General features: G+C 73.3%; 25 protein-coding genes and 1 riboswitch. Of the genes, 12 read left to right on the top strand and 13 right to left on the bottom strand.

The genetic code is table 11. From position 1 onward, the window contains the following. Nucleotides 1-286: 286 nt before the first annotated feature. On the top strand, nucleotides 287-1,501 hold the full coding sequence (locus NQO67_RS26085) for a CopD family protein (RefSeq protein WP_374119102.1): 1,215 nt from the start codon (nucleotides 287-289) through the stop codon (nucleotides 1,499-1,501). Between the two features lie 21 nt (nucleotides 1,502-1,522). On the opposite strand, the gene NQO67_RS26080 is transcribed toward NQO67_RS26085, so the two are convergent. After that, nucleotides 1,523-2,512 carry a sterol desaturase family protein gene (locus NQO67_RS26080; RefSeq protein WP_255952691.1) on the bottom strand — a complete coding sequence of 330 codons (990 nt, stop codon included), beginning with the start codon at nucleotides 2,510-2,512 and terminating at the stop codon, nucleotides 1,523-1,525. Between the two features lie 113 nt (nucleotides 2,513-2,625). Continuing rightward, nucleotides 2,626-3,276, bottom strand: a complete 651-nt coding sequence (locus NQO67_RS26075) for a VIT1/CCC1 transporter family protein (protein ID WP_255952711.1) — start codon at nucleotides 3,274-3,276, stop codon at nucleotides 2,626-2,628. Between the two features lie 435 nt (nucleotides 3,277-3,711). Here NQO67_RS26075 and NQO67_RS26070 point away from each other — a divergent pair, with 435 nt between their 5' ends. From NQO67_RS26070 to NQO67_RS26050, 5 genes are all read left to right on the top strand, one after another. Beyond that, nucleotides 3,712-4,869 (top strand): DEDDh family exonuclease, encoded by a 1,158-nt coding sequence (locus NQO67_RS26070; protein ID WP_255952690.1) that lies wholly within the window; start codon nucleotides 3,712-3,714, stop codon nucleotides 4,867-4,869. Between the two features lie 63 nt (nucleotides 4,870-4,932). After that, a complete protein-coding gene (locus NQO67_RS26065) occupies nucleotides 4,933-5,166 on the top strand; it encodes a metallothionein (protein WP_255952689.1) in 234 nt (77 codons plus the stop codon). A gap of 146 nt (nucleotides 5,167-5,312) precedes the next feature. Continuing rightward, nucleotides 5,313-6,107 (top strand): SURF1 family cytochrome oxidase biogenesis protein, encoded by a 795-nt coding sequence (locus NQO67_RS26060; RefSeq protein WP_255952688.1) that lies wholly within the window; start codon nucleotides 5,313-5,315, stop codon nucleotides 6,105-6,107. A 271-nt stretch (nucleotides 6,108-6,378) separates the two neighbouring features. Beyond that, a complete protein-coding gene (locus NQO67_RS26055) occupies nucleotides 6,379-8,181 on the top strand; it encodes a glycoside hydrolase family 15 protein (RefSeq protein ID WP_255952687.1) in 1,803 nt (600 codons plus the stop codon). Between the two features lie 73 nt (nucleotides 8,182-8,254). Then, on the top strand, nucleotides 8,255-9,058 hold the full coding sequence (locus NQO67_RS26050) for an SDR family oxidoreductase (RefSeq protein ID WP_255952686.1): 804 nt from the start codon (nucleotides 8,255-8,257) through the stop codon (nucleotides 9,056-9,058). A gap of 116 nt (nucleotides 9,059-9,174) precedes the next feature. On the opposite strand, the gene amaP is transcribed toward NQO67_RS26050, so the two are convergent. The 5 genes from amaP to NQO67_RS26025 form a co-directional block, all read right to left on the bottom strand. Next, nucleotides 9,175-9,762: an alkaline shock response membrane anchor protein AmaP gene (gene amaP / locus NQO67_RS26045; RefSeq protein ID WP_255952685.1), complete on the bottom strand. Its 588-nt coding sequence runs from the start codon at nucleotides 9,760-9,762 to the stop codon at nucleotides 9,175-9,177. Beyond that, nucleotides 9,759-10,481, bottom strand: a complete 723-nt coding sequence (locus NQO67_RS26040) for a DUF6286 domain-containing protein (protein ID WP_255952684.1) — start codon at nucleotides 10,479-10,481, stop codon at nucleotides 9,759-9,761. Before NQO67_RS26040 ends, amaP begins: the two co-directional genes overlap by 4 nt. Continuing rightward, a complete protein-coding gene (locus tag NQO67_RS26035) occupies nucleotides 10,478-10,825 on the bottom strand; it encodes an Asp23/Gls24 family envelope stress response protein (protein WP_255952683.1) in 348 nt (115 codons plus the stop codon). Before NQO67_RS26035 ends, NQO67_RS26040 begins: the two co-directional genes overlap by 4 nt. A gap of 5 nt (nucleotides 10,826-10,830) precedes the next feature. Next, nucleotides 10,831-11,016 (bottom strand): hypothetical protein, encoded by a 186-nt coding sequence (locus NQO67_RS26030; RefSeq protein ID WP_255952682.1) that lies wholly within the window; start codon nucleotides 11,014-11,016, stop codon nucleotides 10,831-10,833. A 150-nt stretch (nucleotides 11,017-11,166) separates the two neighbouring features. Further along, the gene (locus NQO67_RS26025) at nucleotides 11,167-11,658 is read right to left on the bottom strand and encodes an Asp23/Gls24 family envelope stress response protein (RefSeq protein WP_255952681.1); all 492 of its coding nucleotides are present in this window, start codon (nucleotides 11,656-11,658) and stop codon (nucleotides 11,167-11,169) included. A gap of 112 nt (nucleotides 11,659-11,770) precedes the next feature. Between NQO67_RS26025 and NQO67_RS26020 the strand changes: the two genes are divergently transcribed. Further along, nucleotides 11,771-12,685, top strand: coding sequence for a hypothetical protein (locus NQO67_RS26020; protein ID WP_255952680.1), 915 nt, complete (start codon nucleotides 11,771-11,773; stop codon nucleotides 12,683-12,685). A 125-nt stretch (nucleotides 12,686-12,810) separates the two neighbouring features. Here the strand turns inward: NQO67_RS26020 and NQO67_RS26015 are convergent, their stop codons facing one another. The 3 genes from NQO67_RS26015 to NQO67_RS26005 all read right to left on the bottom strand — a co-directional run bounded on the left by NQO67_RS26015 (nucleotide 12,811) and on the right by NQO67_RS26005 (nucleotide 16,105). Then, nucleotides 12,811-13,608, bottom strand: a complete 798-nt coding sequence (locus NQO67_RS26015) for an enoyl-CoA hydratase/isomerase family protein (RefSeq protein WP_255952679.1) — start codon at nucleotides 13,606-13,608, stop codon at nucleotides 12,811-12,813. A gap of 191 nt (nucleotides 13,609-13,799) precedes the next feature. Next, entirely contained in the window at nucleotides 13,800-14,021 is a 222-nt protein-coding gene (locus NQO67_RS26010) for a helix-turn-helix domain-containing protein (RefSeq protein WP_018533414.1), read from the bottom strand. Between the two features lie 485 nt (nucleotides 14,022-14,506). Further along, nucleotides 14,507-16,105, bottom strand: coding sequence for an ABC-F family ATP-binding cassette domain-containing protein (locus NQO67_RS26005; protein ID WP_255952678.1), 1,599 nt, complete (start codon nucleotides 16,103-16,105; stop codon nucleotides 14,507-14,509). A 441-nt stretch (nucleotides 16,106-16,546) separates the two neighbouring features. Here NQO67_RS26005 and NQO67_RS26000 point away from each other — a divergent pair, with 441 nt between their 5' ends. Further along, complete coding sequence (locus NQO67_RS26000; RefSeq protein ID WP_255952676.1) at nucleotides 16,547-16,975, top strand: VOC family protein; 429 nt, start codon at nucleotides 16,547-16,549, stop codon at nucleotides 16,973-16,975. Nucleotides 16,976-16,995: 20 nt separating this feature from the next. Here the strand turns inward: NQO67_RS26000 and NQO67_RS25995 are convergent, their stop codons facing one another. The 3 genes from NQO67_RS25995 to NQO67_RS25985 all read right to left on the bottom strand — a co-directional run bounded on the left by NQO67_RS25995 (nucleotide 16,996) and on the right by NQO67_RS25985 (nucleotide 20,752). After that, nucleotides 16,996-18,384 (bottom strand): hypothetical protein, encoded by a 1,389-nt coding sequence (locus tag NQO67_RS25995; protein WP_255952675.1) that lies wholly within the window; start codon nucleotides 18,382-18,384, stop codon nucleotides 16,996-16,998. Nucleotides 18,385-18,625: 241 nt separating this feature from the next. Further along, entirely contained in the window at nucleotides 18,626-19,759 is a 1,134-nt protein-coding gene (locus NQO67_RS25990; protein ID WP_255952710.1) for an alpha/beta hydrolase family protein, read from the bottom strand. A 273-nt stretch (nucleotides 19,760-20,032) separates the two neighbouring features. After that, complete coding sequence (locus NQO67_RS25985; RefSeq protein ID WP_255952673.1) at nucleotides 20,033-20,752, bottom strand: class II aldolase/adducin family protein; 720 nt, start codon at nucleotides 20,750-20,752, stop codon at nucleotides 20,033-20,035. Nucleotides 20,753-21,121: 369 nt separating this feature from the next. On the opposite strand from NQO67_RS25985, the gene NQO67_RS25980 reads away from it, so the two are divergent. The 4 genes from NQO67_RS25980 to NQO67_RS25965 all read left to right on the top strand — a co-directional run bounded on the left by NQO67_RS25980 (nucleotide 21,122) and on the right by NQO67_RS25965 (nucleotide 25,748). Continuing rightward, a complete protein-coding gene (locus NQO67_RS25980; RefSeq protein WP_255952672.1) occupies nucleotides 21,122-22,456 on the top strand; it encodes an inorganic phosphate transporter in 1,335 nt (444 codons plus the stop codon). A gap of 21 nt (nucleotides 22,457-22,477) precedes the next feature. Further along, nucleotides 22,478-22,699 carry a hypothetical protein gene (locus NQO67_RS25975; protein ID WP_255952671.1) on the top strand — a complete coding sequence of 74 codons (222 nt, stop codon included), beginning with the start codon at nucleotides 22,478-22,480 and terminating at the stop codon, nucleotides 22,697-22,699. Nucleotides 22,700-22,808: 109 nt separating this feature from the next. Next, nucleotides 22,809-23,032: riboswitch (cobalamin riboswitch) on the top strand. 35 nt (nucleotides 23,033-23,067) lie between these two features. Beyond that, nucleotides 23,068-24,171: a cobalamin biosynthesis protein gene (locus NQO67_RS25970; protein ID WP_255952670.1), complete on the top strand. Its 1,104-nt coding sequence runs from the start codon at nucleotides 23,068-23,070 to the stop codon at nucleotides 24,169-24,171. Then, nucleotides 24,168-25,748, top strand: coding sequence for a cobyric acid synthase (locus NQO67_RS25965; RefSeq protein ID WP_255952669.1), 1,581 nt, complete (start codon nucleotides 24,168-24,170; stop codon nucleotides 25,746-25,748). Before NQO67_RS25970 ends, NQO67_RS25965 begins: the two co-directional genes overlap by 4 nt. Nucleotides 25,749-25,804: the final 56 nt, after the last annotated feature.

Raw genomic sequence — 25,804 nt, 5'->3', positions numbered from 1 at the left:
AGTGGGCCTGGCCGACGCCCTGAACGCGGTGCAGAAGTAAAACGGCCCGCAAGACGGTGCAGAAGTAGCGCACCCGCTCCAGGCGTGCGATGAGCGCGCCAGGCGCAAGCGGGGTCCTGGCCGGGTGGGGAAGCACGCCCGGCCAGCGACCCGCCGCGCCCCACGCCCCGCGCTCCGTGGTACGCCACCGCCTGCGCCGTGGTGTCCGGCCCGTGGCGTGCTCCGGCGCGTGGCGTGCCCCTGCGCGGGTCAGCCGGGCGTATCACCCGGGTTGCCCGGGTGCGGGATGCCTGGTCGGCTGGGTGGCGTGAGTGCGCGTGGGACACGACCGGCCGACGACGCCGGCAGGGCCGACGGCGCGCCGGGGCCCGCCGGCGCCGGACCGCCCGACCGGGCCCGGGTTGCCGCGCGCGCACCGGTGCTGCTGCGTCCGGCGGCACCACTGGACCGTTCCCTCGGCTACGTCGTCCTGCTGGCCCTGGCCGCCTTCGTCGTGCCCCTGCTCGGTCCGTCGCTCGCCCTGCACGGCACGGGAGAGGTGGCGGCGCCCGGAGCCGGCGGCATCGCGGTGCTGCGGACGGTGCTCTGTGCGGCGCTGTGCGTACCGGTCGGGGAGGCGTACGCGGGGTGGCTCGCGCGCCGGGTGCCGGGTGCGCCGGTGCGCCCGCCGCCGAGCCGGGCGGTGCCCGCGGCCGCTGCCGGCTTCCTGGCCGCGCTGGGGCTCGCCTGCGTCGTCGCTGCGGGCAATCTGATCCCGCATCGGCTCGCCGACCTGGACACCGCCGGGCTGTACCGGACTCGGGACGGCGTGCTGGCGCTCGTCGAAGTCAACGCCTTCCTGCTGGCGCTGCTGTGGGCACGCACCCGGTACCCGGTGTGCCGGCTGGTGCCACCCGCGGCGGTCGTCGCCGCTGAGGCGTTGCGCGCCCACCCGAACACGGAGTCCTGGCCGCTGTTCGGCTCCGCCCTGACCGCCGTCCATCTGACCTGTGCCGTGCTCTGGCTGGGCGGTCTGTGGCAGGTGCTGCGCACGGTACGGCTGTGGCGCGCGTCTGACGGGGATGGCACAGCCGCCGGCGCGGGTTCGGCGAACGGTGCGGCGCTGCTTGCCGCCTATGCGCGCCGGGCGGCGATCCTGCTGGCGGCGCTGGCGCTGACCGGGGCGATGAGCACGGTGCGCCGCATGCCACCGGCCACCCTGCTGGACCAGTTGGTGACGACGGCGTACGGGCGGGCCCTGCTCGCCAAGCTGGTCCTGGTGACCGGCGTCTGCGCGCTGGCGCTCACGGCGCGGTTCCGGCTCGCGGCGGCGCTGCCGCGGGCGCTACCGCGCCCAGGGAGCTCCGCGCGCCTCCACGACCAGCCGCGCACGGGCGATCCACCCGACGCCCGCGACCCCCTCACGGCCTGCGCGCCGGCGCGTGCCGAGGTCGCGGTGCTCGGTGTGGTGGTAGCGGTGTCGGCCCTGCTGACGGCGTTGCCGGTGCCGATCAGATGGTGAACGCGAGGGTGAACGCGAAGGTCAGTGCGCCTCGTCGGGTACACCGGCCCGTGACACCTCACCCGCGGTCGAGACCGAAGCCGCAGCCGTGCCAGGCGCCGGGGCGGACGCCGGAAGCGGAGTCGCGGCCGTGCCCGGCGCCGGGGCGGACGCCGAAGCCTGCGCGGCGACGGCCGGCGCGAGCGTGGGCTGCCAGCCGGGGCCGCGCAGGAACCGGCCCGCCCGCTCCCGCCAGTCGGCCGCCTGCTTGAGGTCCCTGGCGATGGCCACGTACTCGTGGGTGGCCACCTTCAGCGGGTTGTAGGTGCTGATGTTCTTCGTCAGGCCGAACTCCGGACGCTCCACCTCCGGTACGAAGGAGCCGAAGATCCGGTCCCAGAGGATCAGGATGCCGCCGAAGTTGCGGTCCAGGTAGCCGCCCTGGGAGGCGTGGTGGACACGGTGGTGGGAGGGGGTGTTGAAGACGAACTCGAAGGCGGCGGGCAGCTTGTCGATGCGTTCGGTGTGGATCCAGAACTGGTAGACCAGGTTCACCGACGAGCAGAAGGCGAGCGCGGCGGGATGCACCCCGCATGCGATCAGGGGCAGGTAGAACGGCCACACGGTCAGCGATGTCCAGGGCTGCCGCAACGCCGTGCTGAGGTTGAACTTGCGGCTGGAGTGGTGCACCACGTGACAGGCCCACAGGATGCGGACGACATGGTGGCCGCGGTGCGACCAGTAGTAGCAGAAGTCCTGTGCGAGCAGCATCAGCAGCACGGTCCACCACAGCACGGGCACCCGCAGCGGTGTCAGTTCGTAGACGGCCGTGTAGATCGCCACGATGGGGATCTTCCACAACGCGTCGAAGACAAGGCTGCCGAGCCCCATGCCGATGCTGGTCACGGCGTCCCTGGCCGCATAGCCCGCGGCGTCCTCGTCGGGGTGCAGCCGGTAGCTGACCATCTCGACGACGGTGAGCAGCACGAAGGCCGGGATGGACCAGAGCACGGCATCGGGCAGGTTCGGCATACATCGAACGTAGGAGCAGTGTCCGGTGACGGCTAGATGTTGTTACTGACAAGTATTCTCGAGGCCGGCATCCTTGATTTTGTTGGTTTCCACCAAAGGAACCGGATCCGTGCTCAGACCCCGGCGGCGCCCAGCAGCGAACCCGTGGCGTACGTCAGCGCCATGGCCAGGGCGCCGCCGGCGGCGTTGCGTACGATCGCGGCGCGCGCCGGGGCGGCGCCCATGCGGGCGCTGGTCCAGCCGGTGAGGGCCAGCGTGACGAGCACGGAGACGACCGTGACGGGCAGCCGCCAGGCGGGGGGCGGCAGCACGATCGCCGCCAACGGCAGCAGCGCACCCACCGTGAAGGCGAGGAAGCTCGCGAAGGCGGCGTGCCAGGGATTGGTGAGTGCGTCGGGGTCGATGCCCAGTTCCACGCTGGCGTGCGCGCGCAGGGCGTCCCGCTCGGTGAACTGCCGGGCCGCCTCGAGCGCCACCGACCGGTCCAGACCACGCTCCTGGAGCAGCTCGGTCAGCTCTTCGAGCTCCTCCTCCGGCTGCTCGCGCAGCTCGCGGCGCTCCAGCGCGAGGGCGGCGCGCTCGGTGTCGCGCTGCGTGGACACGGAGACGTACTCGCCGGCCGCCATCGACATCGACCCGGCGAGCAGCCCGGCGATGCCGGCGGTCAGCAGCGTGCCGCGGTTGCCGGTGGCCCCTGCGACGCCGACCACGAGGCCGGCGGTGGAGACCACGCCGTCGTTGGCGCCCAGCACGCCGGCGCGCAGCCAGTTGAGCCGCTTGCCGAGCGATGCGCCGTGCTCTTCCCCGGGGTGGTCGACGCCCGGGTGGTCGTCGTGCGCTTCGCCTTCAGGTCCGTTCTCGGATGCCTCGTCACTCACCAGGTGAGGGTCTCACCTTGAGCGGGCGTCCGACCACGGCCACTCGCCCGTCGGAGCGGTCCGTCGCACGTCGCCCCTCGACGTCGTTCGTCAAACGGTGCGTCGGCGCCGTTCGTTCAGTCGCTCGTTCAGTCACTCGTACGGTCGCTCGTACGGTCGCTCGTCCCGGTGGTTCGCCCCCGTGGTTCTTCGCGGGGGTTCGTCCAGGTGGTCCGGCGCGGCTGACCGGCGGGTGCCGCGGTGGGCACCGTGGGGGTGCGTCGCCAGGGGGCCGCCGGCCCGTAGCGGCGGTGTCAGACCTGCCCCGTATCCTCAGTGACCATGCTCGAAGATCCCTCGACTCCGGCGTCCGCGCTCGCCCCGGTTCCGGTCGACTCCGTGGCTGCCGCCTCGACTTGGCCGGACGGTTACCCGCAGGGCTACGCAGTCGTCGACGTGGAGACCACCGGGCTCGCCAGGGACGACCGGATCGTGTCGGCGGCGGTCTACCGCGTCGACGCACGCGGCGAGGTCGAGGACCACTGGTACACGCTGGTCAATCCGGAGCGCGACCCGGGCCCCGTCTGGATCCACGGCCTGACCAGCGATGTGCTCGAGGGCGCACCGCTCTTCAGGGACATCGCCGAGGAGTTCGCGGCCCGGCTCGACGGCCGGGTACTCGTCGCGCACAACGCGGTCTTCGACTGGTCCATGATCGCCCGCGAGTACGCCCGCGCGCAGTGCGCCGTTCCGGTGCGTCAGCGGCTGTGCACCATCGCGCTCAGCAAGGAGCTGGGCCTGCCGCTGGCCAACCACAAGCTGGAGACGCTCGCCGCACACTTCGGCGTCGTCCAGCGGCGCGCGCACCACGCGCTGGACGACGCGCGGGTGCTCGCCGAGGCCTTCCGGCCCAGCCTGCACGCGGCGGCGCGCGGCGGAGTGCGGCTGCCCCTGCTGGAGTGCCGGCCGCTCACCGAGTGGTACGAGGGCGGGTATGCGCGGCAGAGCGCGGGTGGCGGCGGAGCGGTGCCGGTGCAGGGCCGGATCGGGCGTCAGTCCGGGTACCGGCCCACCAGTTGGCGCCCGTCCCGCAAGCGCCCGCCGTGCCCGTATCCCAATCCGGGCCGTTACGTGCCGGGGCAGCCGCTCAAGCAGGGCATGCGCGTGGCGTTCTCCGGTGACACCTCCGTCGAGCGCGAGCTGTTGGAGGACCGCGCGGTCGAGGCCGGGCTGCACGTCGCCACCAGCCTGTCCCGTGTGACGAGCCTGCTGGTCACCAACGATCCGGACTCCGGCACCACCAAGACCGTCAAGGCCCGGGAGTACGGCACACCGGTGATCGACGAGGCGGCCTTCGGCCAGCTGCTGCGGGACGTCGCGCCCGCGCAGGGCGCGGAGCCCGCCGGGGGCGCGGAGCCCGCCTCGGAGCCCGTCTCGGGACCCTGCGCCGGGTCGGCGCCACCCTCGCTGCCGGCGCACGCCCCGGCGTCAGACGGGTGATTGCCGCACGACTCGCCGTCCGGCGCCGGCCCTGCGGTGCGCCGGGCCCGCACGCTGTGGCGCATGGCACGTTGTGAGGTCTGCGGAAACGACTACAGCATGTCCTTCGAGGTGCATGCCCAGGGCGCCGTGCACGTCTTCGACTGCTTCGCCTGCGCCATCCACCGCATGGCGCCCATCTGCGAGCACTGCCGAGTGCAGATCATCGGGCAGGGCGTCGAGGTCGACGGCCACTGGTACTGCGGTGCGCACTGCTCACGCGCGGAGGGGCAGCCCGGCATCGTCGACAACGCCTGACGGCGGGCAGCGGGCAGCGGGCAGCGGGCAGCGGGCAGCGGGCAGCGGCGGATCGTCCGGCACCGGATCGTGACCGGCCGCCGCCCCGAGCCGGACGCCCAACCCCTGACCGCGGCCGTGCCAGGGCGCGGGGGTACCGTCATGGGGTGTACCGCTTCCTGTTGTCCCGGCAGTGGGTGATCCTCACCCTCGTCGCCCTCGTCCTCATCCCGGTGATGATCCGGCTGGGCTTCTGGCAGCTGCACCGTCACGAGCACCGCGTCGCTCAGAACCAGCTGATCTCCGACGCGCTGGGCGCTCCCCCGGTGCCCGCGGAGCGGCTCACCTCACCCGGGCACGCCGTCTCGCACGACGAGCTGTACCGCCGGGTGACCGCCACCGGCACGTACGACACCGCGCACGAGGTCGTCGTGCGGCGCCGCACCAACGCCGACGAGCAGGTCGGCTTCCACGTCCTGACCCCGCTCGACCTCAGGGACGGCCGGGTCCTCCTGGTCAACCGCGGCTGGATTCCGGCCAACGGCGCCCAGACCGCGTTCCCGAAGATCCCGGCCCCCGCGCGGGGCGAGGTGACCGTCACGGGCCGGCTGATGGCCGACGAGACGACCGCGGCGAGCGGCATCAAGGACGTCAAGGGCCTGCCGGACCGGCAGGTCATGCTGATCAACAGCGCACAGCAGGCCGAGACGCTGGGCCGGCAGGTACTGGGCGGATACATCGAACAGACCACGCCCACGCCGAAGGGTGACACCCCCGAGCTGATCCCGCCCCCCGACCACAGCAGCATCGGCCCGCACATGGCGTACGCGATCCAGTGGTGGCTGTTCTCCGCGGGAGTGCCGGTGGGGTGGGTCGTCCTGGCCCGCCGCGAACGGCGCGACCGGGCCGCCGCGGCAAGCCAGGCCACGAACGCCCGGTCGGACACCCCGGCCACGGTCTAGGGCCCGTCCGGCGGATCTTGCCGCGGTCGCGGGGTCTGGTACGCCCTCCCCCACCGCCCTGAACGGGCGTGGGAGGTACCCCCAGCGACGTTGCCGTCTACCTGCACCGAAAGGGAGCCGCTGCCCGAATGCGGCCTGATCCGCCGGGCAGGCTCCAGGCCCCCGCAGCCTCCCGGCGCCGCTGCCTCGCGGCCGCGGCGTTCGCAAGGCATCCGGCCAGCCACCCGACCAGCGCGGAATGCCCACAGGCAGGCGCGGGCACCCGGAGAGGATGCAGCGACGCATCGAGGACTACGCGATGATCGGCGACCACCAGACCGCCGCGCTCGTCGCCGACAACGGCTCGATCGACTGGCTCTGCCTGCCTCGCTTCGACTCCGCGGCCTGTTTCGCCGCACTGCTCGGCGACGAGGAGAACGGGCACTGGCGGCTCGCGCCGAAAGGCGCGACGGACCACGACACCTGCTCCCGCCGTTCCTACCGGCCCGACACGCTCGTCCTCGACACCGAGTGGCACACCCCCGAAGGCGCGGTCCGCGTCACCGACCTGATGCCGCAGCGCCACGAGCACCCCGACGTGGTGCGGATCGTCGAGGGCCTGGCCGGTCAGGTGACGATGCGCAGCACGATCCGGCTGCGCTTCGACTACGGCTCGGTGGTGCCCTGGATGCGCCGGGCCGACGGGCACCGCGTCGCCGTGGCCGGGCCCGACTCGATCTGGCTGCGCAGCGAGCCGGAGGTGCGCACCTGGGGCAAGGACTTCGGCACCCACTCCGAGTTCACCGTGGAGCCGGGCGACAAGGTCGCCTTCGTCCTCACCTGGCACCCCTCCCACCGGCCGCGTCCCCCGCTCATCGACCCGTTCGAGGCGCTGGAGAGCAGCGTGGCGGACTGGCAGGCCTGGGCCAAGCACTGCGTCTACCAGGGCCCCCACAAGGAGAAGGTGATGCGCTCGCTGATCGTGCTGAAGGCCCTCACCTACGCGCCCACCGGCGGCATCGTCGCCGCGGCCACCACCTCGCTGCCGGAGGAGCTGGGCGGGGTGCGCAACTGGGACTACCGCTACTGCTGGCTGCGTGACTCCACCCTGACCCTCGACGCGCTGCTCGCCGCCGGGCACCTGGACGAGGCACGGGACTGGCGCGACTGGCTGCTGCGCGCGGTCGCCGGCGACCCGGCCGGCCTGCAGATCATGTACGGGCTCTCCGGCGAGCGGCGCATCCCCGAGTTCGAGCTGCCCTGGCTGCCCGGCTACGAGGCGTCGGCCCCGGTCCGGATCGGCAACCAGGCCGTCCAGCAGGTCCAGCTCGACGTCTACGGCGAGGTCATCGACTCCCTCACCCTGGCGGCCCGGGCGGGTCTGGGCTCGAAGCCACACGCCTGGCGGATCCAGAACGCCCTGCTGGAGTTCCTGGAGACCGCGTGGCGGCAGCCGGACGCGGGGCTGTGGGAGGTGCGCGGCCCACGCCGGCACTTCGTGCACTCCAAGATCATGTCGTGGGTGGCCGCGGACCGCGCGGTGCGGGCCATGGAGGACAACGCGGAGCTCACCGGCGACGTCGACCGCTGGCGCCGGATGCGCGACGAGGTCCGCCGCGACGTGCTGCGGCACGGCTACGACGCGCGCCGCAACACCTTCACCCAGTACTACGGCTCCACGGAGCTGGACTCCGCCCTGCTGCTCATCCCGCGCACCGGCTTCCTGCCGCCGGACGACCCACGGGTCCTCGGCACCATCGACGCGATCTCCGCCGAGCTGTCACACCACGGCTTCCTGCACCGGTACAGCACGCAGCAGGGCGACACCGCGCACCTCGACGGTCTGCCGGGGGGCGAGGCCACCTTCCTGGTGTGCTCGTTCTGGCTCGCCGACGCGCTGTGCCTGGCCGGGCGCAGGGACGAGGCGTGCGCGCTCTTCGAACGGCTGGTCGGGCTCTGCAACGACGTGGGGCTGCTCGCCGAGGAGTACGACCCGGTCTCCGGCCGCCAGCTGGGGAACTTCCCGCAGGCGTTCAGCCACATCGGCCTCGTGGGGACGGCGTTCGTGCTGTACGGGGACGCGGTCGGCCGGTGACCCACCGCCGCCGGGTGCCGGTGGGCCGGGGGCCCGGGCGGCGGCAGCGGGACCGGCTGGCAGGATGGGCCGCATGGATCTGGGACTGCAAGGACGCGTGTACATCGTCACCGGTGGCACCCGCGGCCTGGGGAACGCCAGCGCGCGCGAGCTGGTGGCCGACGGCGCGAAGGTGATCGTCACCGGCCGGGACGAGAAGCGCACGACACAGGCGGCAGCGGCACTCGGCGCCGGCGCGGTGGGAGTCGTGGCCGACAACGCCGACCCGGCGACACCCGGCCGGCTCATCGCGGCCGCCCGTGAGCACTTCGGCCGGGTGGACGGCGTACTGATCAGCGTCGGCGGCCCGCCCCCGGGCTCGGGCCTGGGCAACACGGACGACCAGTGGCGCACCGCCTTCGACTCGGTCTTCCTCGGCGCGGTCCGGCTCGCGCGTGCGGTCGCCACGGAACTGACCCGGGACGGTGCGGACGGCGCCGGTGAAGGCGGCGCGGACGGCGCGGACGAGCGTGGCGCGATCGGCTTCGTGCTGTCCGGTTCGGTGCACGAGCCCATCGCCGGGCTCACCATCTCCAACGGGCTGCGCCCCGGTCTCGCCGGTTTCGCCAAGTCGCTCGCCGACGAGCTGGGCCCGCAGGGCGTCCGGGTCTTCGGTCTGCTGCCGGCCCGGATCGACACCGACCGGGTGCGGGAGCTGGACGGCCTGGCCGCCGATCCCGTGGCGTCCCGTGCCACCCACGAGTCGCACATCCCGCTGCGCCGCTACGGCACGCCGCAGGAGTTCGGCCGCGCCGCGGCATTCCTGCTGTCGCCCGCGGCGTCGTACCTCACCGGGATCATGCTCCCGGTGGACGGCGGCGCCCTCCGCGGCTTCTGACCTGCCCCGGCCTCGAAGGAGGCCGGGCCGACGAGGGGTCGTGGGGACGGAACCTCCCATGGCCCCTCGGGCCTGTGTGCAACCGCCTCACCCAGGCCTGAGCACCCGCCGAGCGGTCAGAGCACCCGCTGAGCGCGATGTCTGACCGCACGCAGCTGAACGACGGCCGGCAACTGGTCCAGCCGGGCCGATTCACGGGCCACCGCAAGGGCGCCGGTGGTCAGCCGGTGCAGGGTGTCGCCGGGCGCCGCCGCCGGGCCGAGCTGCAACCGCACCCGCGTCTCCGGTCGCCCGCGCCGGCCGGTGAGCGTCACGTCGGCCTGTTCCACGCCGTCCACGGCGGAGGCCTCGGCGGCCAGTACGTCCTCCATGGCCCGGCCGCGCAGCAGCCCCTCCTCGCCGTCTCCGGTGTCGACCAGGACCTCGGAGAGCCGCCGCCTGCGCAGCACGGCGGACAGCCACCACAGGGCCCCCAGCAGCACGATCGCCAGTGCCGCGAAGACGGTGGGCCACCACCAGTCGGTGCCCTGCCAGCGGGTCCGCTCGTGCCGGGTGAGCAGGACGTCGTGGGTGCTCTGGTGGATCCACCAGGACGGCGGCGTGGCGCCCAGGCCCACCGCGAGCACGGACCCGCCCAGGGCGAACAGCACCAGGCCGACCAGCGCCAGCAGGACGCGGTTGACGGTCTTGGCCACCCGGCTCACCCCTTCCTTCCGGCCCGCGCCACCCGCACCGTCAGCGCCGGTGCGCGCGCGAGACCCAGATCCCTGACGCCCTCGACCAGCGCGGCGTGCAGATCGGCCCGTACGTCGTCGAGTTCCCGGAAGTGGGCGAGGGCCCGGACCCTGACCCGTTGGCGTGTGGTGTGCACGGCGGCCGACTGCACACCGGGCACTTCCATGGCGCGGTCGCGTAGCACCAGCGTGACCGCCTTGCTGTGCAGTGCGCCGCGCACGTCGGCGTGCGTGCGGCGCATCGGCAGCAGGCGGCGCAGGCCGGGCGTGACGGCGAGCAGCAGCAGCCACAGGCCGAGGGCGGCCGCCGCCGCAGCGCCGGCCAGTACGGCCACGTCGTTCAGGGGGCGGCTGGCCAGGTCGCCGGCGAGGGACTTCCGCCACTGGAGGGCGGACCGGCCGGCCCGTACCGCGGCGATGTCGTACAGCAGCAGTCCGGAGCCGGCGAGGAGGAGAGTGGCGACGATACCCGACGGGACCCGGCGCGCCGACCAGAACCGGCGTGCGGCGTTCGCGCCGTCGAGCGGGTTGTAGGCGGTGGCGGGGGCCGGCAGGGGCTTGTCCAGGACCGGCAGCCGCTGGGTCGTGCCGGAGGCCGGGGAGCCGGCGGGATCGACGGATCCGGGCTGGCCCGGGGAAGCGTCCTCCCCGGGATCACCGTGTTTCCGCATACCGCCGGGCTCGCTCATCGTGTCCTCCCCTGGCCCTCGCCGCGCGTCCTGGCCGAGTGCAGTCGCTCCACCTGAACGATGACCTCGGGCACCGCCATACCTGCCAACGCCTCTACCCGCTGGATCACCCGACGACGCACGGCGGCGCATCGGGCACCGATGTCCGTGGGGAAGTCCAGGTCGATGCTGACGCGCACCCGGGCGAGGTGCTGGTGCACGGCGACGCTCGCGTGCGGTGCGGCACCGCCGAGCGGCAGGGGGCCGACGGCCTCACGTGCGGCATGCGATGCGATCTTGGCGACGACCCGATCCGCGATCCGGGTGGCGCCGCGCTCGGCTGCGGCGACGCTCCCGTCGGGCATCCGCGTCACCTCGGCCTACCGCCGCGCGGGCGGAAGAAGTCTCCCGGCTCCAGGTCTCCGCTGACGAAACGTCCGGCGATGAAGCCGATCGCGCCCAGCGCCGCCACCAGCACAAAAGCCCCGAACCCGCCGAAGTACCCGGCGAACCCGAGGGCCATACCGGCCACCATGCCGATCATGGCCATGATCATCGTGCGCTCCTTGTGAGTCGCTGTCACTGTGCCCGCGCCGGGTCGCCCCTCGGGGAGGTCTCCCCGACGTCGCGGCAGATGGGACCCGGCGCGGTGCAACGCGGCGCGCGAGGTACGCAGGTGCGCACGATGCGCGGCGTGCGCTGTGTGTTACTGCAACCGGGATTCGCCCTCCTCCTCGTCCTCCTCGTCCGGGAGCTTCACATCGCTCACGGCGATGTTGACCTCGACGACCTCCAGGCCGGTCATGCGCTCCACGGCTCCGACCACGTTCTCCCGCACATCGCGTGCCACGTCGGAGATCGCGACCCCGTAGTCGACGACGATCTCCAGGTCGAGCGCCGTCTGGACCTCGCCTACCTCCGCCTTGACGCCGCGCGTGACGGACTTGGTGCCGCCGCCGGGCACCCGCTCGCGCATCGCCCCGAAGGTGCGGGCGATGCCGCTGCCCATCGCGTGCACTCCGAAGACATCCCGGGCGGCAAGACCGGCGATCTTCTCGACCACACCGTCGGCGATGGTGGTGCGCCCGCGGGTGCCGGAGGCGACGGTGCGCCGGCCCTGGTCGCCCTTGCGCTGCTCGGCCGACCTGTCGCCCTGCTCGGTACGCTGCCCCCGGCTCAGTCCCGTGGTCTCAGTCATTGCGATTCGCCCCTTTCAACGGGATACATACCGCTCTATGGGAAATCTGCCTCTTTGACCACACTAGGTGCCCTTACCCCATTGCGCGCCGGGGATACGGCAGGCTGGAGCAATGACACGCGACCGGTGGTCAAAAGTGGTGCGGGAACAGCTCGGCCTGGGCAGGCTGCTGCCGCTCGGCGGCCCTGAGGACGGCGCCTGGCTGACGGAGTCTGCGGCTCGCGCCGCGCTGCGTCGGACAGCGCGTACGGTGCCGCAAGCGCGCCTCGGCACGCTCCGGATCGCCTTGGCCGACCCGGAAGCTCCCGTTGCACACCGATCCACCGTCCCGCCGCCGCCGAGCGCCCTGCCGCACGGTCCGCTGCGCGTCGAGGCGGCGTTCGCCGTCCCGGCCGGGCAGCCGATTCCGGAGGTGGCGGGGCGGCTGCGCGAGGTGCTGTGGGCGGGTGCCACGGAGCGGCTCGGGTTGGCCGTCGACGAGGTCGATCTGCGGGTGACCGCGCTTCTCGACCAGCCTCCCGCACGGGCGGAGGAGGTCGGAGCCGGCTCGACGCGGCCCCGGAGCGCCGGAGGCGGTGGCCCGATCGGCCCGCCACCCGGCGTGGTCGGGCCGCCCGGCACGTCCGACTGGGATCCGCACCGGCACGGCACGCACGGATCGCACGGCACCTTCGGGCCCGACGGCCACGGGTCGCACGGCGGTGCCGCAACCGGCTCGGGCACGGCGGGTGCCGGCGAGGACGACGCTGGTGACGAGGAGCGGGTGGCCGCCGCGGTACGGGCGGTGCGCGGGGTGGCGGGGCTCACCGGCCGGCTCGGGGGGCTCGGGCACCCGGTACGCATCGACGACCGGCCCGATGCCGGTGCCGCCGGGGGTGCCGCCCTGCCGACCCGCCATGTACGCGTGGAGATCGCGGTCACCCGCGACGGCTATCCCCTGGACGTGGCCCGCGCGGTACGCCGTGCGGCGGCCGACGCGCTCGCGGACCGGCCCACGGTGGCGGTTCTCATCACCGACCTGCCCTGACCATGGCGCACCCGTTCGAGAGGTCCGCTGCCCTTCGGTCGACGGGGATCACCCGGCCCGTCCTGACCGGCCGACCCACCGGGACCACCGGGATCCGTCCGCCGGAACCCGTCCGCAACGCCGGGTCAGTCGCCGAGGCCTGCGAGTTCACGGAGGCGGCGGCCTTGGGCGGCACGCTCCGCCGCACGCTGCTCGTCGTAGGAGCGTGCCGTCGCACCCTGGAGCAGGGCCTTGGTCTCGATCAGGGCACCTCGCGGGGCGGCAAGCAGTGCGGCCGTCAGATCTGCGACGGCGTCGTCCAGCTCAGCGCGGGGCACGACGAGGTTGGCCAGGCCGATCCGAGCCGCTTCATCGGCGTGCACGAAGCGCCCGGTGGCACAGATCTCCAAGGCGCGCGCATAGCCGACCTGCGCCACGAGCGGGTGCGTCCCTCCGAGGTCCGGCACCAGGCCAAGGCTGGTCTCACGCATGGCGAACTGCGCATCGTCAGCGGCGACGCGTAGATCGCAGGCGAGCGCGAGCTGGAACCCGGCCCCGATCGCATGCCCCTGAACGGCGGCGATGGAGATCACGTCGGGCTGCCGCCACCAGGTGAAAGCCTCCTGGAAGGCGGCGATGACCGCGTCGAGCTCGGCGTCCGAGCCACGGGCGAAATCGGTGAACGACGGCTCACCGTCGAAACCCTCCGGCGTGAACGCCTGCCGGTCGAGCCCCGCGGAGAAGGAAACCCCCTCAGCCCGGAGCACCACGGCACGGACACTGCCCGGCAGGGCGCGACCGGCCTCGGCAAGTGCCCTCCAGAGGGCGAAGCTCTGGGCATTGCGCTTGGCCGAATTGTTGAGCGTCACCGTGGCGATCGCGTCGTCGACGGTGAGCCGTACGCCGTCCTTGTCGATTACTGGGTCAAGGTCGAGCGAATCCACGGGTTCCTCCGATGCGCTACAGCCGGGCGGGATCCCAAGTGGCGAACCCGCGCGTACTGAACAGTAACCACCCGGTCAACCTGTGGACCTTCCAGGTCCCCCAAGCCCTCCCAGGGCCGTGTGGACCTGGGAGCCGCCCCGGGGGGGGAAGGGCCGTCCGGGTGGCACCGTCGGAGGGGTGCCGTCCGCCGTCAGCTGGCGGCGGCCTTCTTACCCCGTGTGGCGCCGCCGCGTCCCCGCAGCGTGACGCCTGATTCGCTCAGCATCCGGTGGACGAAGCCATACGAGCGGCCGGTTTCCTCGGCCAGCGCCCGAATGCTCGCACCGGAGTCGTACTTCTTCTTCAGGTCTGCCGCGAGCTTGTCGCGCGCGGCGCCGGTCACCCGGCTGCCCTTCTTCAGAGTCTCGGCCACCCGTGCCTCCTCATGGGAAGTGCGCTCTGGACTCTCATGATCACCCCTACCGCGCTTCCTGGCCACCCATTCGGCAAGGTCCGTACGACAAGGTTCGGGCCAGAAAAGACGATCAGCACAACCGGAGCGATCAATTCCGAAGCCTCGATGGGCGGTAACGGAACGGAGTTACCAGGATAACCCCAGCTCAGCGGGGTCGCTGGAAGGAAGGGACGGGGCCGGGAAGCGTCCAGGATGCTCTCTGTGACCGACACACCGTTGTACGAGGCGATCTCACACAGATGGTGGATCACCGATCGGCCGAATGATCCAATCCGTAGTGATCAGGCCTATGGATCAGCCAGGATGACCGGCTGGGGCTGGTCAGCCCCGCCGGTCCGGCCAGGTCGGGCGGGTGGCGCCGGGCGTGGTGGGCGGCCCGGGCGGGCCGGATCCCATCCGTGCCGGGCGACGGGCACGGCGGCCGGTCGCCTGCCGGGGCGCCGTCAGGCCAGGGCGACCAGGTCCTGGTACCCGGCTCCCCACAGGTCCTCGACCCCGTCCGGGAGCAGGATGATCCGCTCCGGCTGGAGCGCCTCGACGGCGCCCTCGTCGTGGGTGACGAGGACGACCGCGCCCTTGTAGGTGCGCAGTGCGCCGAGGATCTCTTCGCGACTGGCCGGGTCGAGGTTGTTGGTGGGCTCGTCGAGCAGCAGCACGTTGGCCGAGGAGACCACGAGGGTGGCGAGCGCGAGCCGGGTCTTCTCGCCGCCGGAGAGCACTGCGGCCGGCTTGTCGACGTCGTCGCCGGAGAACAGGAACGAGCCGAGCACCTTGCGCACCTGGACCAGGTCCAGGTCGGGCGCGGCGGAGCGCATGTTCTCCAGCACCGTGCGCTCCGGGTCGAGGGTCTCGTGCTCCTGGGCGTAGTAGCCGAGCTTGAGGCCGTGACCCTCGGTGACGGCACCGGTGTCGGGCTTCTCGACGCCGGCGAGCAGCCGCAGCAGGGTGGTCTTCCCGGCGCCGTTCAGACCGAGGATGACGACGCGGGAGCCCTTGTCGATGGCGAGGTCGACGTCGGTGAAGATCTCCAGGGAGCCGTACGACTTGGACAGGCTCTCGGCCATGAGCGGGGTCCTGCCGCACGGTGCGGGCTCGGGGAAGCGCAGCTTGGCGACCTTGTCGGCCTGCCGGACGTCCTCCAGGCCGGACAGCAGCCGCTCGGCGCGCCGTGCCATGTTCTGCGCGGCGACGGTCTTGGTGGCCTTGGCGCGCATCTTGTCGGCCTGCGCGTTCAGCGCGGCGGCCTTCTTCTCCGCGTTCTGCCGCTCTCGTCTGCGGCGCTTCTCGTCGGACTCGCGCTGCTGCTGGTAGAGCTTCCAGCCCATGTTGTAGATGTCGATCACGGAGCGGTTGGCGTCGAGGTGGAAGACCTTGTTGACGACGGTCTCGACGAGGTCGGCGTCGTGCGAGATGACGATGAAACCGCCGCGGTAGCTCTTCAGGTAGTCACGCAGCCACACGATCGAGTCGGCGTCGAGGTGGTTGGTGGGCTCGTCGAGGAGCAGGGTGTCGGCGTCCGAGAAGAGGATCCGGGCCAGCTCGATCCGGCGCCGCTGACCACCGGAGAGGGTGTGCAGCGGCTGGCCGAGCACCCGGTCGGGGAGGTTCAGCGCGGCGGCGATGGTGGCGGCCTCGGCCTCGGCGGCGTATCCGCCCTTGGTGAGGAACTCGGTCTCCTGGCGCTCGTACTGCCTCAGGGCCTTCTCACGGGTGGCGCCCTGGCCGGTGGCGATGCGCTGCTCGTTCTCCCGCATCTTGCGGATCAGCGCGTCCAGGCCGCGGGCGGACAGGACACGGTCGCGGGCCAGCATCTCCAGGTCGCCGGTGCGCGGGTCCTGGGGGAGGTAGCCGATGGTGCCGCCGCGGGAGACGGTGCCGGCGGCGGGGATGCCCTCACCGGCGAGCACCTTGGTCAGCGTGGTCTTGCCCGCGCCGTTACGGCCGACGAGGCCGATGCGGTCGCCCTTGGCGACCCGGAAGGTGGCGGACTCGATGAGGATGCGGGCACCGGCGCGCAGTTCGATACCGGAAGCGGTGATCACGGACAGACTCCAGGGCGAGAGGGGGAAGGCGGACGTGACGTGGCGGGGGCGGTACCGCACGTGCCGCCGCGGCCGGGCGCGCGAAGACGCGCCGGGAACGGCGACGGGCGGGGGTCACGCCGTCTAGTGCGCGAGGAGAATGGCCATGTCGAGAATTCTAACGGCCCTTGGCAAACGGTTTTTCGGTATCGGCCGGCCTTGCCGCCGTGAGCCACGTCTCATCCTGTGGCGGTGCGGGCCTCCAGGGGCCGGTACGCGCGTCACCGTCGAGCCCTCCGGGCGCCCCGTCCTCCCGGCTCCGGTCCACCGGCGCACCGAGCCATCGCCCCGGGCGTCCGCCTCGCCCGTTCGGACCGCCGCCCTGCGCCGCCGTGCGCCCCACGGACCAGGATGAACGGGACGGGCGGCGGCCCGGCGCGATGCGCAGGAGGAGTGAGGGGCATGGCGGACACCGGCTTGAAGGACATCGGGGCGCACCGGCGCCCGACCGTCTTCCCGACGCTGCTGTACGACGACGCGCGGGCGGCCATCCAGCAGCTCACGGAGGGCCTCGGGTTCACCGAGGTGAACGTGTACGAGGACGGCGGCGGCGCGGTGATGCACGCCGAGCTCGCCCAGGGCAACGGCGGTGTGATGCTCGGCACCCGGGGCCGCGGCGGGGTCTTCGACGCGTCGATGGGCGGCGCCGGGCCCGCAGGGGTGTACGTGGTCGTGGACGACGTCGACGCGCACCACCGGCGGGCGGCGGAGCACGGCCTGGACATCCTGATGCCGCCGACCGATCAGGAGTACGGCTCACGGGACTACCTGGTCAGGGACTTCGAGGGCAACGTGTGGAGCTTCGGCACCTACAGCCCGAGGATGGCGTGAGACGCCGCCTTCACGGGGTGCTACACCCCTCCGTGGTGGACCTGGAACGCGGCACGGCGCACCGCCTTCGCAAGGGCCGGGTCCGGGTGCGCGGCGGCCAGGGCGACCAGCACCTGCACGGTGCGCGGGTGACCGAGGGCCCGTACGTCGTCCAGCAGCGCCGGCACCGTGCCCTGGACGGCGGACTCCAGGTGGCGCACGAGCAGCGGGGCCTCACCGTGGTCGGCGACGGCGGCCGCGGTGTCCACCCACAGCCAGGTCGCCTCGTCACGGGTGAGCACGGTGTGCGCTTCCTCGGGGTCGGCGCCCTCGTGCTCGGCGAGCCACAGCAGGGCGTAGGGGCGCAGTGAGGTTTCCTCCAGGACGGCTCTGACGTCCGGTTCGGCGGGGGCGCCGACGACCCGCAGGCAGTCGAAGGCCAGGCCGCGCAGCAGGGCGTCCTCGCCGCGTGCCGCGGTCAGCAGGTCCGTCACGGCGCTGCCCACCGGTCGGGCGGCGAGCCAGGCGCGGTATTCGGCGCGTGCCGCGTTCGGACGCAGGCCGGCGCAGCCGCGCAGCATGTCCTCGGCGGGCCGCTCGATGTTGCCCGCGGGGCTCTGGGCCGCGACGCAGATCTGCTCCAGCTTGACCCAGACCGCCCAGCTGCCCAGCGGGGTGAGCGTGACCTGTCCCTCCGCTGAGGTCAGCGCGCCGACCCCGGCGAGGGCGTCGAGGGCCCAGTCCAGCAGCGGGGCGAGCGGTGCGTCGGGGTCGGTGGCCGGCTGCGGCTGCGGGCCGTAGGGGATCTCGCAGCGCTCGTTGCGCAGTTCGGTGACGCGCTGGGCGAGCAGGTCGAGGAGCTGGGTCACCGGGACGGGACCCGCGGAGAGCTGGAGCAGCGACAGCAGTTGCGGCATGGCCTCGACGACTTCCGCGACGGTGGCGGGCGAGAGGCCGTCGGGTGCGGTACCGGTCAGCGACCAGGCGTCGAAGAGGGCGACCCAGCCGCGCAGCACGGCGCTGTCGTCGCGGTCCCAGGCGCGCAGCCGCCAGCCGGGGCGGGCGCAGCCGCCGTGCACTTCGACGAGGCCGGCGAGGCGGGCGGTGTCCCAGTCGGCGCGCACTTTCCGCAGCGTCAGGCCGAGGTCGGCGGCGGCCCGTTCGGCGGTGACGTCGCCGAGGGTGCCCGAACCGTCCGTGGTGTCGCTCCGGCCGGGGCCGAGGGCGCGGTCGGCCCAGAGGGCGATCCGTACCGCACCGGCCAGGCCGCGGCGCGCCATGCGGGCCAGTTCCGCGGGGGGCGGGGTGCCCTCCGGGGGCGGGGGCGCCGCGCGCCGTGAGCGCCTTTCGGACACCGTGCGAGAAGCGGTGCCCAGCGGTCGTGAGCGGACGAGTCGAAGCCGGGAGTCGCGCGGAGTTCGGGACGTCACAAGAGCAGTCTTCCTGTTGACGCTCGGAAATCCCAAACGGAATGGGAGGCCATAGGCGACAACGCGCTGGTGAAGTCGCATCAAGCGGGATGTACCGAACCTAAGCGGAAGGCCCTGACAGAGCGCGACACAGCCTGCTGGGCAGTGCCCGACGCGCCAGGAGGGACGCCGGAGCCGTCCGTTGCGTGTGCGGGTGACGTGCTCGGGCGGCGGGGCAGCGGGCCGGCGCCGGACACCGGGCCTAGGTGAGCGGGATGAGGAAGCGTCGCAGCGCCTCCTCGTAGCCTTCCGGGTCCGCGTTCCATGAGGCGCCGTGCGGTGCGCCGCGCACCGTGTGCAGGCTGACCAGGGTGGGAAGGCGGTCGGCGAGCCGCAGTGAGGGCTCCCAGGGGGCGATCGCATCGTCCGGGCCGTGCACCAGGAGGGTGGGCACGGTGACGGCGTCGGGGGCGATGGCCGGCGGGACGCGGTCGACGGCCGAATCCCGACGGCCCTGGGCGGCGCGCACCGCGAGCGGCAGCAGCGGACGCGGGGTGTGCCGGGCTGCGGCGAGGGCACGCAGGGTGGCCTCCCAGTCGAGCACCGGCGCGTCCAGGACGAGACCGGCGATGCGGTCCCGCAGCGGGGAGCGGGCCGCGGTGTGCAGGGCCATGGTGGCGCCGGTGGACCAGCCGTAGAGGATCACGCGCTGGGCGCCCTGGCGCACCGCGTAGCCGAGCGCCGCGTCCACGTCCCGCCACTCGGTCTCGCCCAGGTGGCCCCGCCCGTCCGGGGAACGCGGCGCGCCGGGGTCGCCGCGGTAGGTCGGGGTGAGCACCGGGAACTTGTGGCGGTGCAGGAACTCCATGACGGCCATGGGGTGTTCGCGTGTGGTGCCGAGGCCGTGCACGGTGATCACCCAGGTGGCGCGGGCGGCGGGCACGAACCAGGCGGGCAGCGGACCGAGTTCGCCGGGGATGTCGACGTCGGTGTGGTCGATGCCGAGTGCGCTGCGCGGGTCGCCGGTGTGCACCTGGGGCGTGAACCAGACCTTCGTGCCCGGTGCCAGGCTGCCGCGGGTGGTGCGTTCGAGCCGGCGCACCACGGTGTCGGCGGTGTGCGGGGCCTTCTCGTCGACGGGGCCGACGACGGCGTGGCTGCCGCCGGGGACGCCGGCCATGACGCCGTACACGCCGCGGCGCACCGAGGCGAGGTCGCGGGTGAGCGTGATGCGGTCGGCGGTGACGGCGTGCACGGTGAGGCGGGGCTCGGTGGGCAGCGGCCGGTCGGGGCGGATCCGCAGGACGGCGTCGCCGGCGTACCGGCCGGCGGCGACGGCCGCGGCGCCCGCGCCGAGCACGGCGGTGACGGCGGCGGCCGTCAGCCGCGCGGCCACGGCGCCGGGGCCCGTGGTGGCCCGCAGCCCGGCGGCGGCCGTTCTCGCCGACGCCGCCGCGCCGGGGCGGGCACGGCCGTTCGCCCCCGCTCCGATGGCCGTTGGGGTCCGGGTCCCGGTCGTTGCTCTGGCGGTGCGCACCCGTCCAGTGTCCGCGTTCGGGGCGGTCGCGGCCAGCGGGGTGCTCCGGTCGCGGCCCGACGGGCCGTCAGCCGCCCGAGTGGCCGCCGGCCGCCCGGCTGAGCGCCCGACGGCCGGTCATCCCGGTGGCCGTCAGCGGTCCTGCTGGCCGTAGCCGCGCAGCTGGTTCCCGGCGGCCTCGACCTGCTCCGCGGTCAGCAGCGAGGGCGAACGGTCCGGAAGGGCGCTGGCGGTGAGCCAGACGCGGCACATCCACTCGAGCTGGGCCGTGCGGTCGTAGGCCTGGTCGAGGGTGGCGCCGTAGGCGACGGTTCCGTGGTTCTGGAGCAGGCAGCCGGTGCGGTCCCGAAGGGCGCGGAGCATGTTCGCGGCGAGCTCCTCGGTGCCGTACAGGGCGTACGGGGCGACCCGGGCGGGGCCGCCGAGCGCCGCGGTCATGTAGTGGATGGACGGCACCTCGGTCACCAGGGTGGAGGCCGCGGTGGCGTGCACGGCGTGGGTGTGCACCACGGCGGCGGCGTCGGTGGCGCGGTAGACCGCCAGGTGCATCGGAAGTTCGCTGGTGGGCTTGAGGGTGCCGAGCACCCGTGTGCCGTTCAGGTCGACGCCGAGGGCGTCTTCCGGGGCCAGCCGGTCGTAGGGTACGCCACTGGGGGTGACGAGGACGGTGTCGCCGACCCGTACCGAGACGTTGCCCGACGTGCCGACCACCAGTCCGTCGGTGACGGTCCTGCGCGCGGTGGCGACCAGGGCGTCCCAGGCCCGCGCCAGCTCCGCCGTGAGCAGGGCCGGGTCCGCGGCCGCGGCCGCGGTTGTGTCCTCTTCCGGCCCACCGGCCGTCGTGTGCACCATGCGGGTGATCCTGCCATCGCCGGGCGGGGATCATGCGTACACCCCCGGCGGCGACCCCGCGCACGTATCCGCAGCCGAAGCGCCGAGCGAGCGCTGAGTGCGTCAGCACGTTGATCTTCGGCGGAGGGAAACGCCCGGAATCGGCTATATCGTCGTCTACGGGAACGCGATCGGGTTTCGGACACCCTGCGGGCTGCCGGCACCCCGCCCGCCGCTCGAGAACCAAGCGAAACAGCTGTTCCGGCCCCGACTCGCCCCGCAGGCGCATGCCACCGTTCGGACATCCTCGCGCCGTGCTCAGTTCATCTGATGTTCACCCTGGTTACTTACGTTCAACGAGCCTGTGACCCACGACAGAAGCCTGGGTAAATGGAACACTTCTCGCTTCTCCTCGGGATCGTCATCGTCACCGCTCTCGCGTTTGACTTCACCAACGGTTTCCATGACACCGCCAACTCGATGGCCACCACCATCTCGACTGGCGCCCTCAAGCCCATGACGGCCGTCGCCATGGCCGCCTCCCTGGACCTCGCCGGGGCATTCCTCTCCGTGGAGGTCGCCAAGACCATTTCAGGCGGAATCGTCCGCGAAGAGGGCATCCGCACCGAAGTCATCTTCGCCGCGCTGGTCGGGGCCATCCTGTGGAACCTCGTCACCTGGCTCTTCGGCCTGCCGTCCAGTTCCTCGCACGCGCTGTTCGGCGGGCTGATCGGCGCGGCCGTGATGTCCGCCGGCTGGTCCGCCGTGAACGGCTCGACGGTCGTCACCAAAGTGCTGCTGCCGGCGGCTGCGGCCCCACTCGTCGCGGGACTCGCCGCGATGTTCGCCACCCGGGTCACCTACGCCGTCGGGAAACGCAGCGGAACCGACGCCACCGCCGGTCAGCCTGACGCCACCTCCAAGGGCTACCGGGCCGGACAGATCGCCTCGGCCGCTCTGGTGGCGCTCGCGCACGGCACGAACGACGCCCAGAAGACCATGGGCATCGTCACACTCGCCCTGGTCACGCAGGGCGTCCTCGCACCCGGCTCGGCTCCGCCGATCTGGGTCATCACCGCCGCGGGAGTGGCCATCGCCTGCGGTACCTACCTCGGTGGGTGGCGCATCATCCGCACCCTGGGCCGCGGCATCACCGAGCTGTCGCCGCAGCAGGGTTTCGCCGCCCAGACCAGCGCGGCGACCGCCATCCTGGCCTCGTCCCACCTCGGCTTCACCCTCTCCACCACGCAGGTCTGCTCCGGTGCGGTGCTCGGCTCGGGCCTGGGCCGCAAGGGCGGGGTGGTCCACTGGTCCACGGCCACCCGGATGCTGGTCGCCTGGGTCCTGACGCTGCCCGCCGCGGGCCTGGTCGGCGCGGGCGCGGAGTTCCTGACCCGGCGTGGCGGCTGGGGCGTGGCGGTGACCGGCGTCCTGCTGGTCACCGGGGCCGTCGTGATCTACGTCCTGTCCCGCCGTGAGCCGGTGGACCGCAAGAACGTCAACGCCCCGGTGACCGACACCGAGGAGGCGCCCGGAGTGGTGACCACCGCCATCGCCGCCGTCACCCCGCCGCCGGTCAGCACAGCGCAGGACCGGGCGCCGCAGAGCCCCCTCCCGTCCTCCACCACCGAGCAGCCGGCCGGCACCCCCGGCGGCCTGCTCCCCTCCCCCGCCTCCGCCCGGACCGACTCACCGTCCGAATCCTCCGATCACGCCCCCGTGTAGGGCTCGACCGACAGGACCGCCATGCATATCGACTGGGCAGCACTCGGCTCCGTACTCGGAGTCAGCCTCATCACCACCGTCGCCCTCGTGGGCCTGTTCGCGCTCGGAGTCGCCGGCCTGTCCAAACAGGAGGCGGCAACGGCGAACGGCGGCACGGCACCGCTGGCAGCCGTGGGCGCGTACGCGTGCTTCGCGCTCTGCGTGGCGGCGGTCGGCTGCGGGATCTTCCTCATCGTCGGCTGAGCTCCGCACGTCGGCTGAGCTCGCCGGGGAACAGCGTGGACCCAGGGTCCGGCGTATCCGCAGGTACGCCGGGCCCTTGGCTTCGTCGCAGGTCAACGGCTGGTTGACGGGTGTTCACCGGGCATGGTGAACTGCCGGGGCCACTTACGGCGGCAGAGAGGAAGCCGGTGCGAATCCGGCGCGGTCCCGCCACTGTCACCGGGGAGCGCTCCCCCAACGAAGGCCACGACCCCTACCCCCAGCGCCCTGAAAAGCCGGGGGGATCCAGGGTTGGAAGGCCGGAGGAGCCGCGGATCCGGGAGCCAGGAGACTCTCGCCGTCGCTGACGTCGATCCAGGGCGCGGACCCTGAGTGAGGACACGAAAGCGATGCCGGGACGGCGCGCGCTCTGCCGCCGGCGTGGGTTCCCCTCCCCCGCCACCCTCGTCTCCCCCGTCACCCTCGTCCCTGTCGCCGGTGCCGGCGCGGGGCTGCTCGGGGACCTGCTGCTCGGCGATCCGCGCCGTGGCCACCCCGTCGCCGCGTTCGGGCGCGCCGCCGGTGCCGTCGAGCAACGCCTGTGGCGCGACCACCGCGGATGGGGCGCCCTGCACACCGTCGTATGCGCCGGCGGCGCCATCGGCCTCGCCGCACTCGCCGTCCGCGCCGTGCGCCGCTCCCCCGTCGCGTCCACCGCGCTGACGGCCGCCGCGACCTGGGCGGTCGTCGGCGGCACCTCCCTGGCCCGGGAGGCGCAGGCGATCGGCGCCGCGCTGGCTGCCGGGGACGTCGAGGGCGCCCGGCAGCGGTTGCCGCATCTGTGCGGGCGGGACCCGCAGGCGCTGGACGGGCCGCAGATCGCGCGCGCCGTCGTGGAGTCGGTCGCCGAGAACACCTCCGACGCGGTGGTGGGCGCCCTGCTGTGGGGGGCCGTCGCCGGGGTGCCGGGCCTGGTGGGCTTTCGCGCCGTCAACACCCTCGACGCCATGGTCGGTCACCGTTCCCCCACCTACCGGCGGTTCGGCTGGGCGGCGGCCCGGCTCGACGATCTCGCGGGGTGGCCAGGCGCCCGGCTGACAGCCGTGCTGGCCGCGCTCACCGGCGCACGCCCGGCGACAGCCCTGCGCGCCTGGCGCGCCGACGCCGGGCGCCATCCCAGCCCGAACGCGGGCGTCGTCGAGGCGTCCTTCGCCGGCGCCCTCGGCGTACGGCTCGGGGGCACCCTCTCGTACGGCGGCCGCGTCGAGGAGCGGCCGGTGCTGAACGGCACCGGGCGGGACGTCGACGTGCCGGACATCACACGGGCGGTGCGGTTGTCCCGGCGGGTGAACTGGGCCGCGCTACTGGCGCTCACCGTGGCACGACTCGGGTGGGCATGGGCGACCGCGCGCCGGGACGCCCATCGCGCGACGGCGCACCTGCCGGCGGCTCCCGGCCTGACGATCCGCGGTGGCCGCAGGCCAGGCGCGATGACGGCGGGGGTGCACGCATGAGCGGCGGGCTGCTGGTGGCCGGGACCGCGTCGGACGCCGGGAAGAGCGTGGTGGTCGCCGGGATCTGCCGGTGGCTGGTACGGCGCGGGGTGAAGGTGGCGCCGTTCAAGGCGCAGAACATGTCGCTGAACTCGTTCGTCACCCGGGAGGGCGCCGAGATCGGCCGGGCGCAGGCGATGCAGGCGCAGGCGGCCCGCGTCGAACCCACCGCGTTGATGAACCCGGTCCTGCTCAAGCCCGGCGGCGACCAGCGCAGCCAGGTGGTCCTGATGGGCCGGCCGGTGGGTGAGTTGAGCGCCCGCGGATTCTTCGGGAGCCCTGCGGGGACGGAGACGGGGCCGGCGGCGTCCGAGGGCGCGCCGGCCGGGCCCGGTCCGATGCTCCGGGGCGGGCGCCGGGAGCTGCTGCTGCCCACCGTCCTGGACTGCCTGCAACAGCTGCGGGACGACCATGACGTGGTGGTCTGCGAGGGCGCCGGGTCGCCGACCGAGATCAATCTGCGCCGTGCCGACATCGTGAACATGGGCCTGGCGCGAGCCGCCCGGCTGCCCGTGCTGGTGCTGGGCGACATCGACCGCGGCGGCGTCTTCGCCTCCTTCTTCGGCACGCTCGCCCTGCTGAGCAAGGCCGACCAGGAGCTGGTGGCCGGATTCCTGATCAACAAGTTCCGCGGTGACGTGACCCTCCTTGACCCCGGCCTGCGGACCCTGCGCGACCTCACCGGCCGGCCCACGTACGGGGTGCTGCCGTTCCGGCACGGCCTCGGCATCGACGAGGAGGACGGGCTGAGGGTGTCGCTCCGGGGTGCGGTCCGCGAGTCGCCGGTGGACTCGCCGGTCGGTGCGGACGTGCTGCGGGTGGCGGTGTGCGCGGTGCCGTTGATGTCCAACTTCACCGATGTGGACGCGCTGGCGGCCGAACCCGGGGTCGTGGTCCGCTTCGTGGACCGGGCCGCGGAGCTCGCCGACGCGGACCTGGTGATCGTGCCGGGCACCCGCGGCACCGTCGGCGCACTGCACTGGCTGCGCGAGCGCGGTCTCGCCGCCGAGCTCGCCCGGCGGGCCGCCGAGGGCCGGCCGGTGCTGGGCATCTGCGGCGGCTTCCAGGTGCTGGGCGAGCAGATCGAGGACCGGGTGGAGTCCCGCGCGGGCACCGTGGAGGGCCTTGGTCTGCTGCCCGTCCGGGTGCGCTTCGCGCCCGAGAAGACCCTGGCCCGGCCGTCCGGGCAGGCGCTCGGCGCACCGGTGGACGGGTACGAGATCCATCACGGGGTGGCCGATGTGCAGGGCGGCGAGCCGTTCCTGGACGGTTGCCGGGTGGGTGCCGTGTGGGGCACCCACTGGCACGGCTCCCTGGAGTCGGACGGCTTTCGGCGGGCCTTCCTGCGGGCCGTCGCGGCCGCTGCGGGACGGCGATTCGTACCGGCCCCCGACACCTCGTTCGCCGCACTGCGGGAGGAGCAGCTCGACCTGCTCGGCGACCTGATCGAGGAGCACGCGGACACGGACGCGCTGTGGCGGCTCATCGAGTCGGGACCGCCACCGGGGCTGCCGTTCGTGCCACCCGGGGTGCCGTGAGGGGCGTCCCGTCACGCGCACTCCGGCGCACGCCCACCCGCGCCGGCAGGCTGCGC

It is taken from the genome of Streptomyces odontomachi (genome assembly GCF_024435355.1).
Classification (GTDB): Bacteria; Actinomycetota; Actinomycetes; order Streptomycetales; family Streptomycetaceae; genus Streptomyces; species Streptomyces odontomachi.
Note: the sequence above shows the minus strand (reverse complement) of the source record. Positions and strands in the feature narration are given on the sequence as shown.

Coding starts and splice junctions, on each gene's coding strand:
- NQO67_RS26085 (WP_374119102.1), top strand. CDS start 287: ATGCCTGGTCGGCTGGGTGGCGTGAGTGCGCGTGGGACACGACCGGCC.
- NQO67_RS26080 (WP_255952691.1), bottom strand. CDS start 2,512: ATGCCGAACCTGCCCGATGCCGTGCTCTGGTCCATCCCGGCCTTCGTG.
- NQO67_RS26070 (WP_255952690.1), top strand. CDS start 3,712: ATGCTCGAAGATCCCTCGACTCCGGCGTCCGCGCTCGCCCCGGTTCCG.
- NQO67_RS26065 (WP_255952689.1), top strand. CDS start 4,933: ATGGCACGTTGTGAGGTCTGCGGAAACGACTACAGCATGTCCTTCGAG.
- NQO67_RS26055 (WP_255952687.1), top strand. CDS start 6,379: ATGCAGCGACGCATCGAGGACTACGCGATGATCGGCGACCACCAGACC.
- NQO67_RS26050 (WP_255952686.1), top strand. CDS start 8,255: ATGGATCTGGGACTGCAAGGACGCGTGTACATCGTCACCGGTGGCACC.
- NQO67_RS26040 (WP_255952684.1), bottom strand. CDS start 10,481: ATGAGCGAGCCCGGCGGTATGCGGAAACACGGTGATCCCGGGGAGGAC.
- NQO67_RS26035 (WP_255952683.1), bottom strand. CDS start 10,825: ATGCCCGACGGGAGCGTCGCCGCAGCCGAGCGCGGCGCCACCCGGATC.
- NQO67_RS26030 (WP_255952682.1), bottom strand. CDS start 11,016: ATGATCATGGCCATGATCGGCATGGTGGCCGGTATGGCCCTCGGGTTC.
- NQO67_RS26025 (WP_255952681.1), bottom strand. CDS start 11,658: ATGACTGAGACCACGGGACTGAGCCGGGGGCAGCGTACCGAGCAGGGC.
- NQO67_RS26020 (WP_255952680.1), top strand. CDS start 11,771: ATGACACGCGACCGGTGGTCAAAAGTGGTGCGGGAACAGCTCGGCCTG.
- NQO67_RS26000 (WP_255952676.1), top strand. CDS start 16,547: ATGGCGGACACCGGCTTGAAGGACATCGGGGCGCACCGGCGCCCGACC.
- NQO67_RS25985 (WP_255952673.1), bottom strand. CDS start 20,752: ATGGTGCACACGACGGCCGGTGGGCCGGAAGAGGACACAACCGCGGCC.
- NQO67_RS25980 (WP_255952672.1), top strand. CDS start 21,122: ATGGAACACTTCTCGCTTCTCCTCGGGATCGTCATCGTCACCGCTCTC.
- NQO67_RS25975 (WP_255952671.1), top strand. CDS start 22,478: ATGCATATCGACTGGGCAGCACTCGGCTCCGTACTCGGAGTCAGCCTC.
- NQO67_RS25970 (WP_255952670.1), top strand. CDS start 23,068: ATGCCGGGACGGCGCGCGCTCTGCCGCCGGCGTGGGTTCCCCTCCCCC.
- NQO67_RS25965 (WP_255952669.1), top strand. CDS start 24,168: ATGAGCGGCGGGCTGCTGGTGGCCGGGACCGCGTCGGACGCCGGGAAG.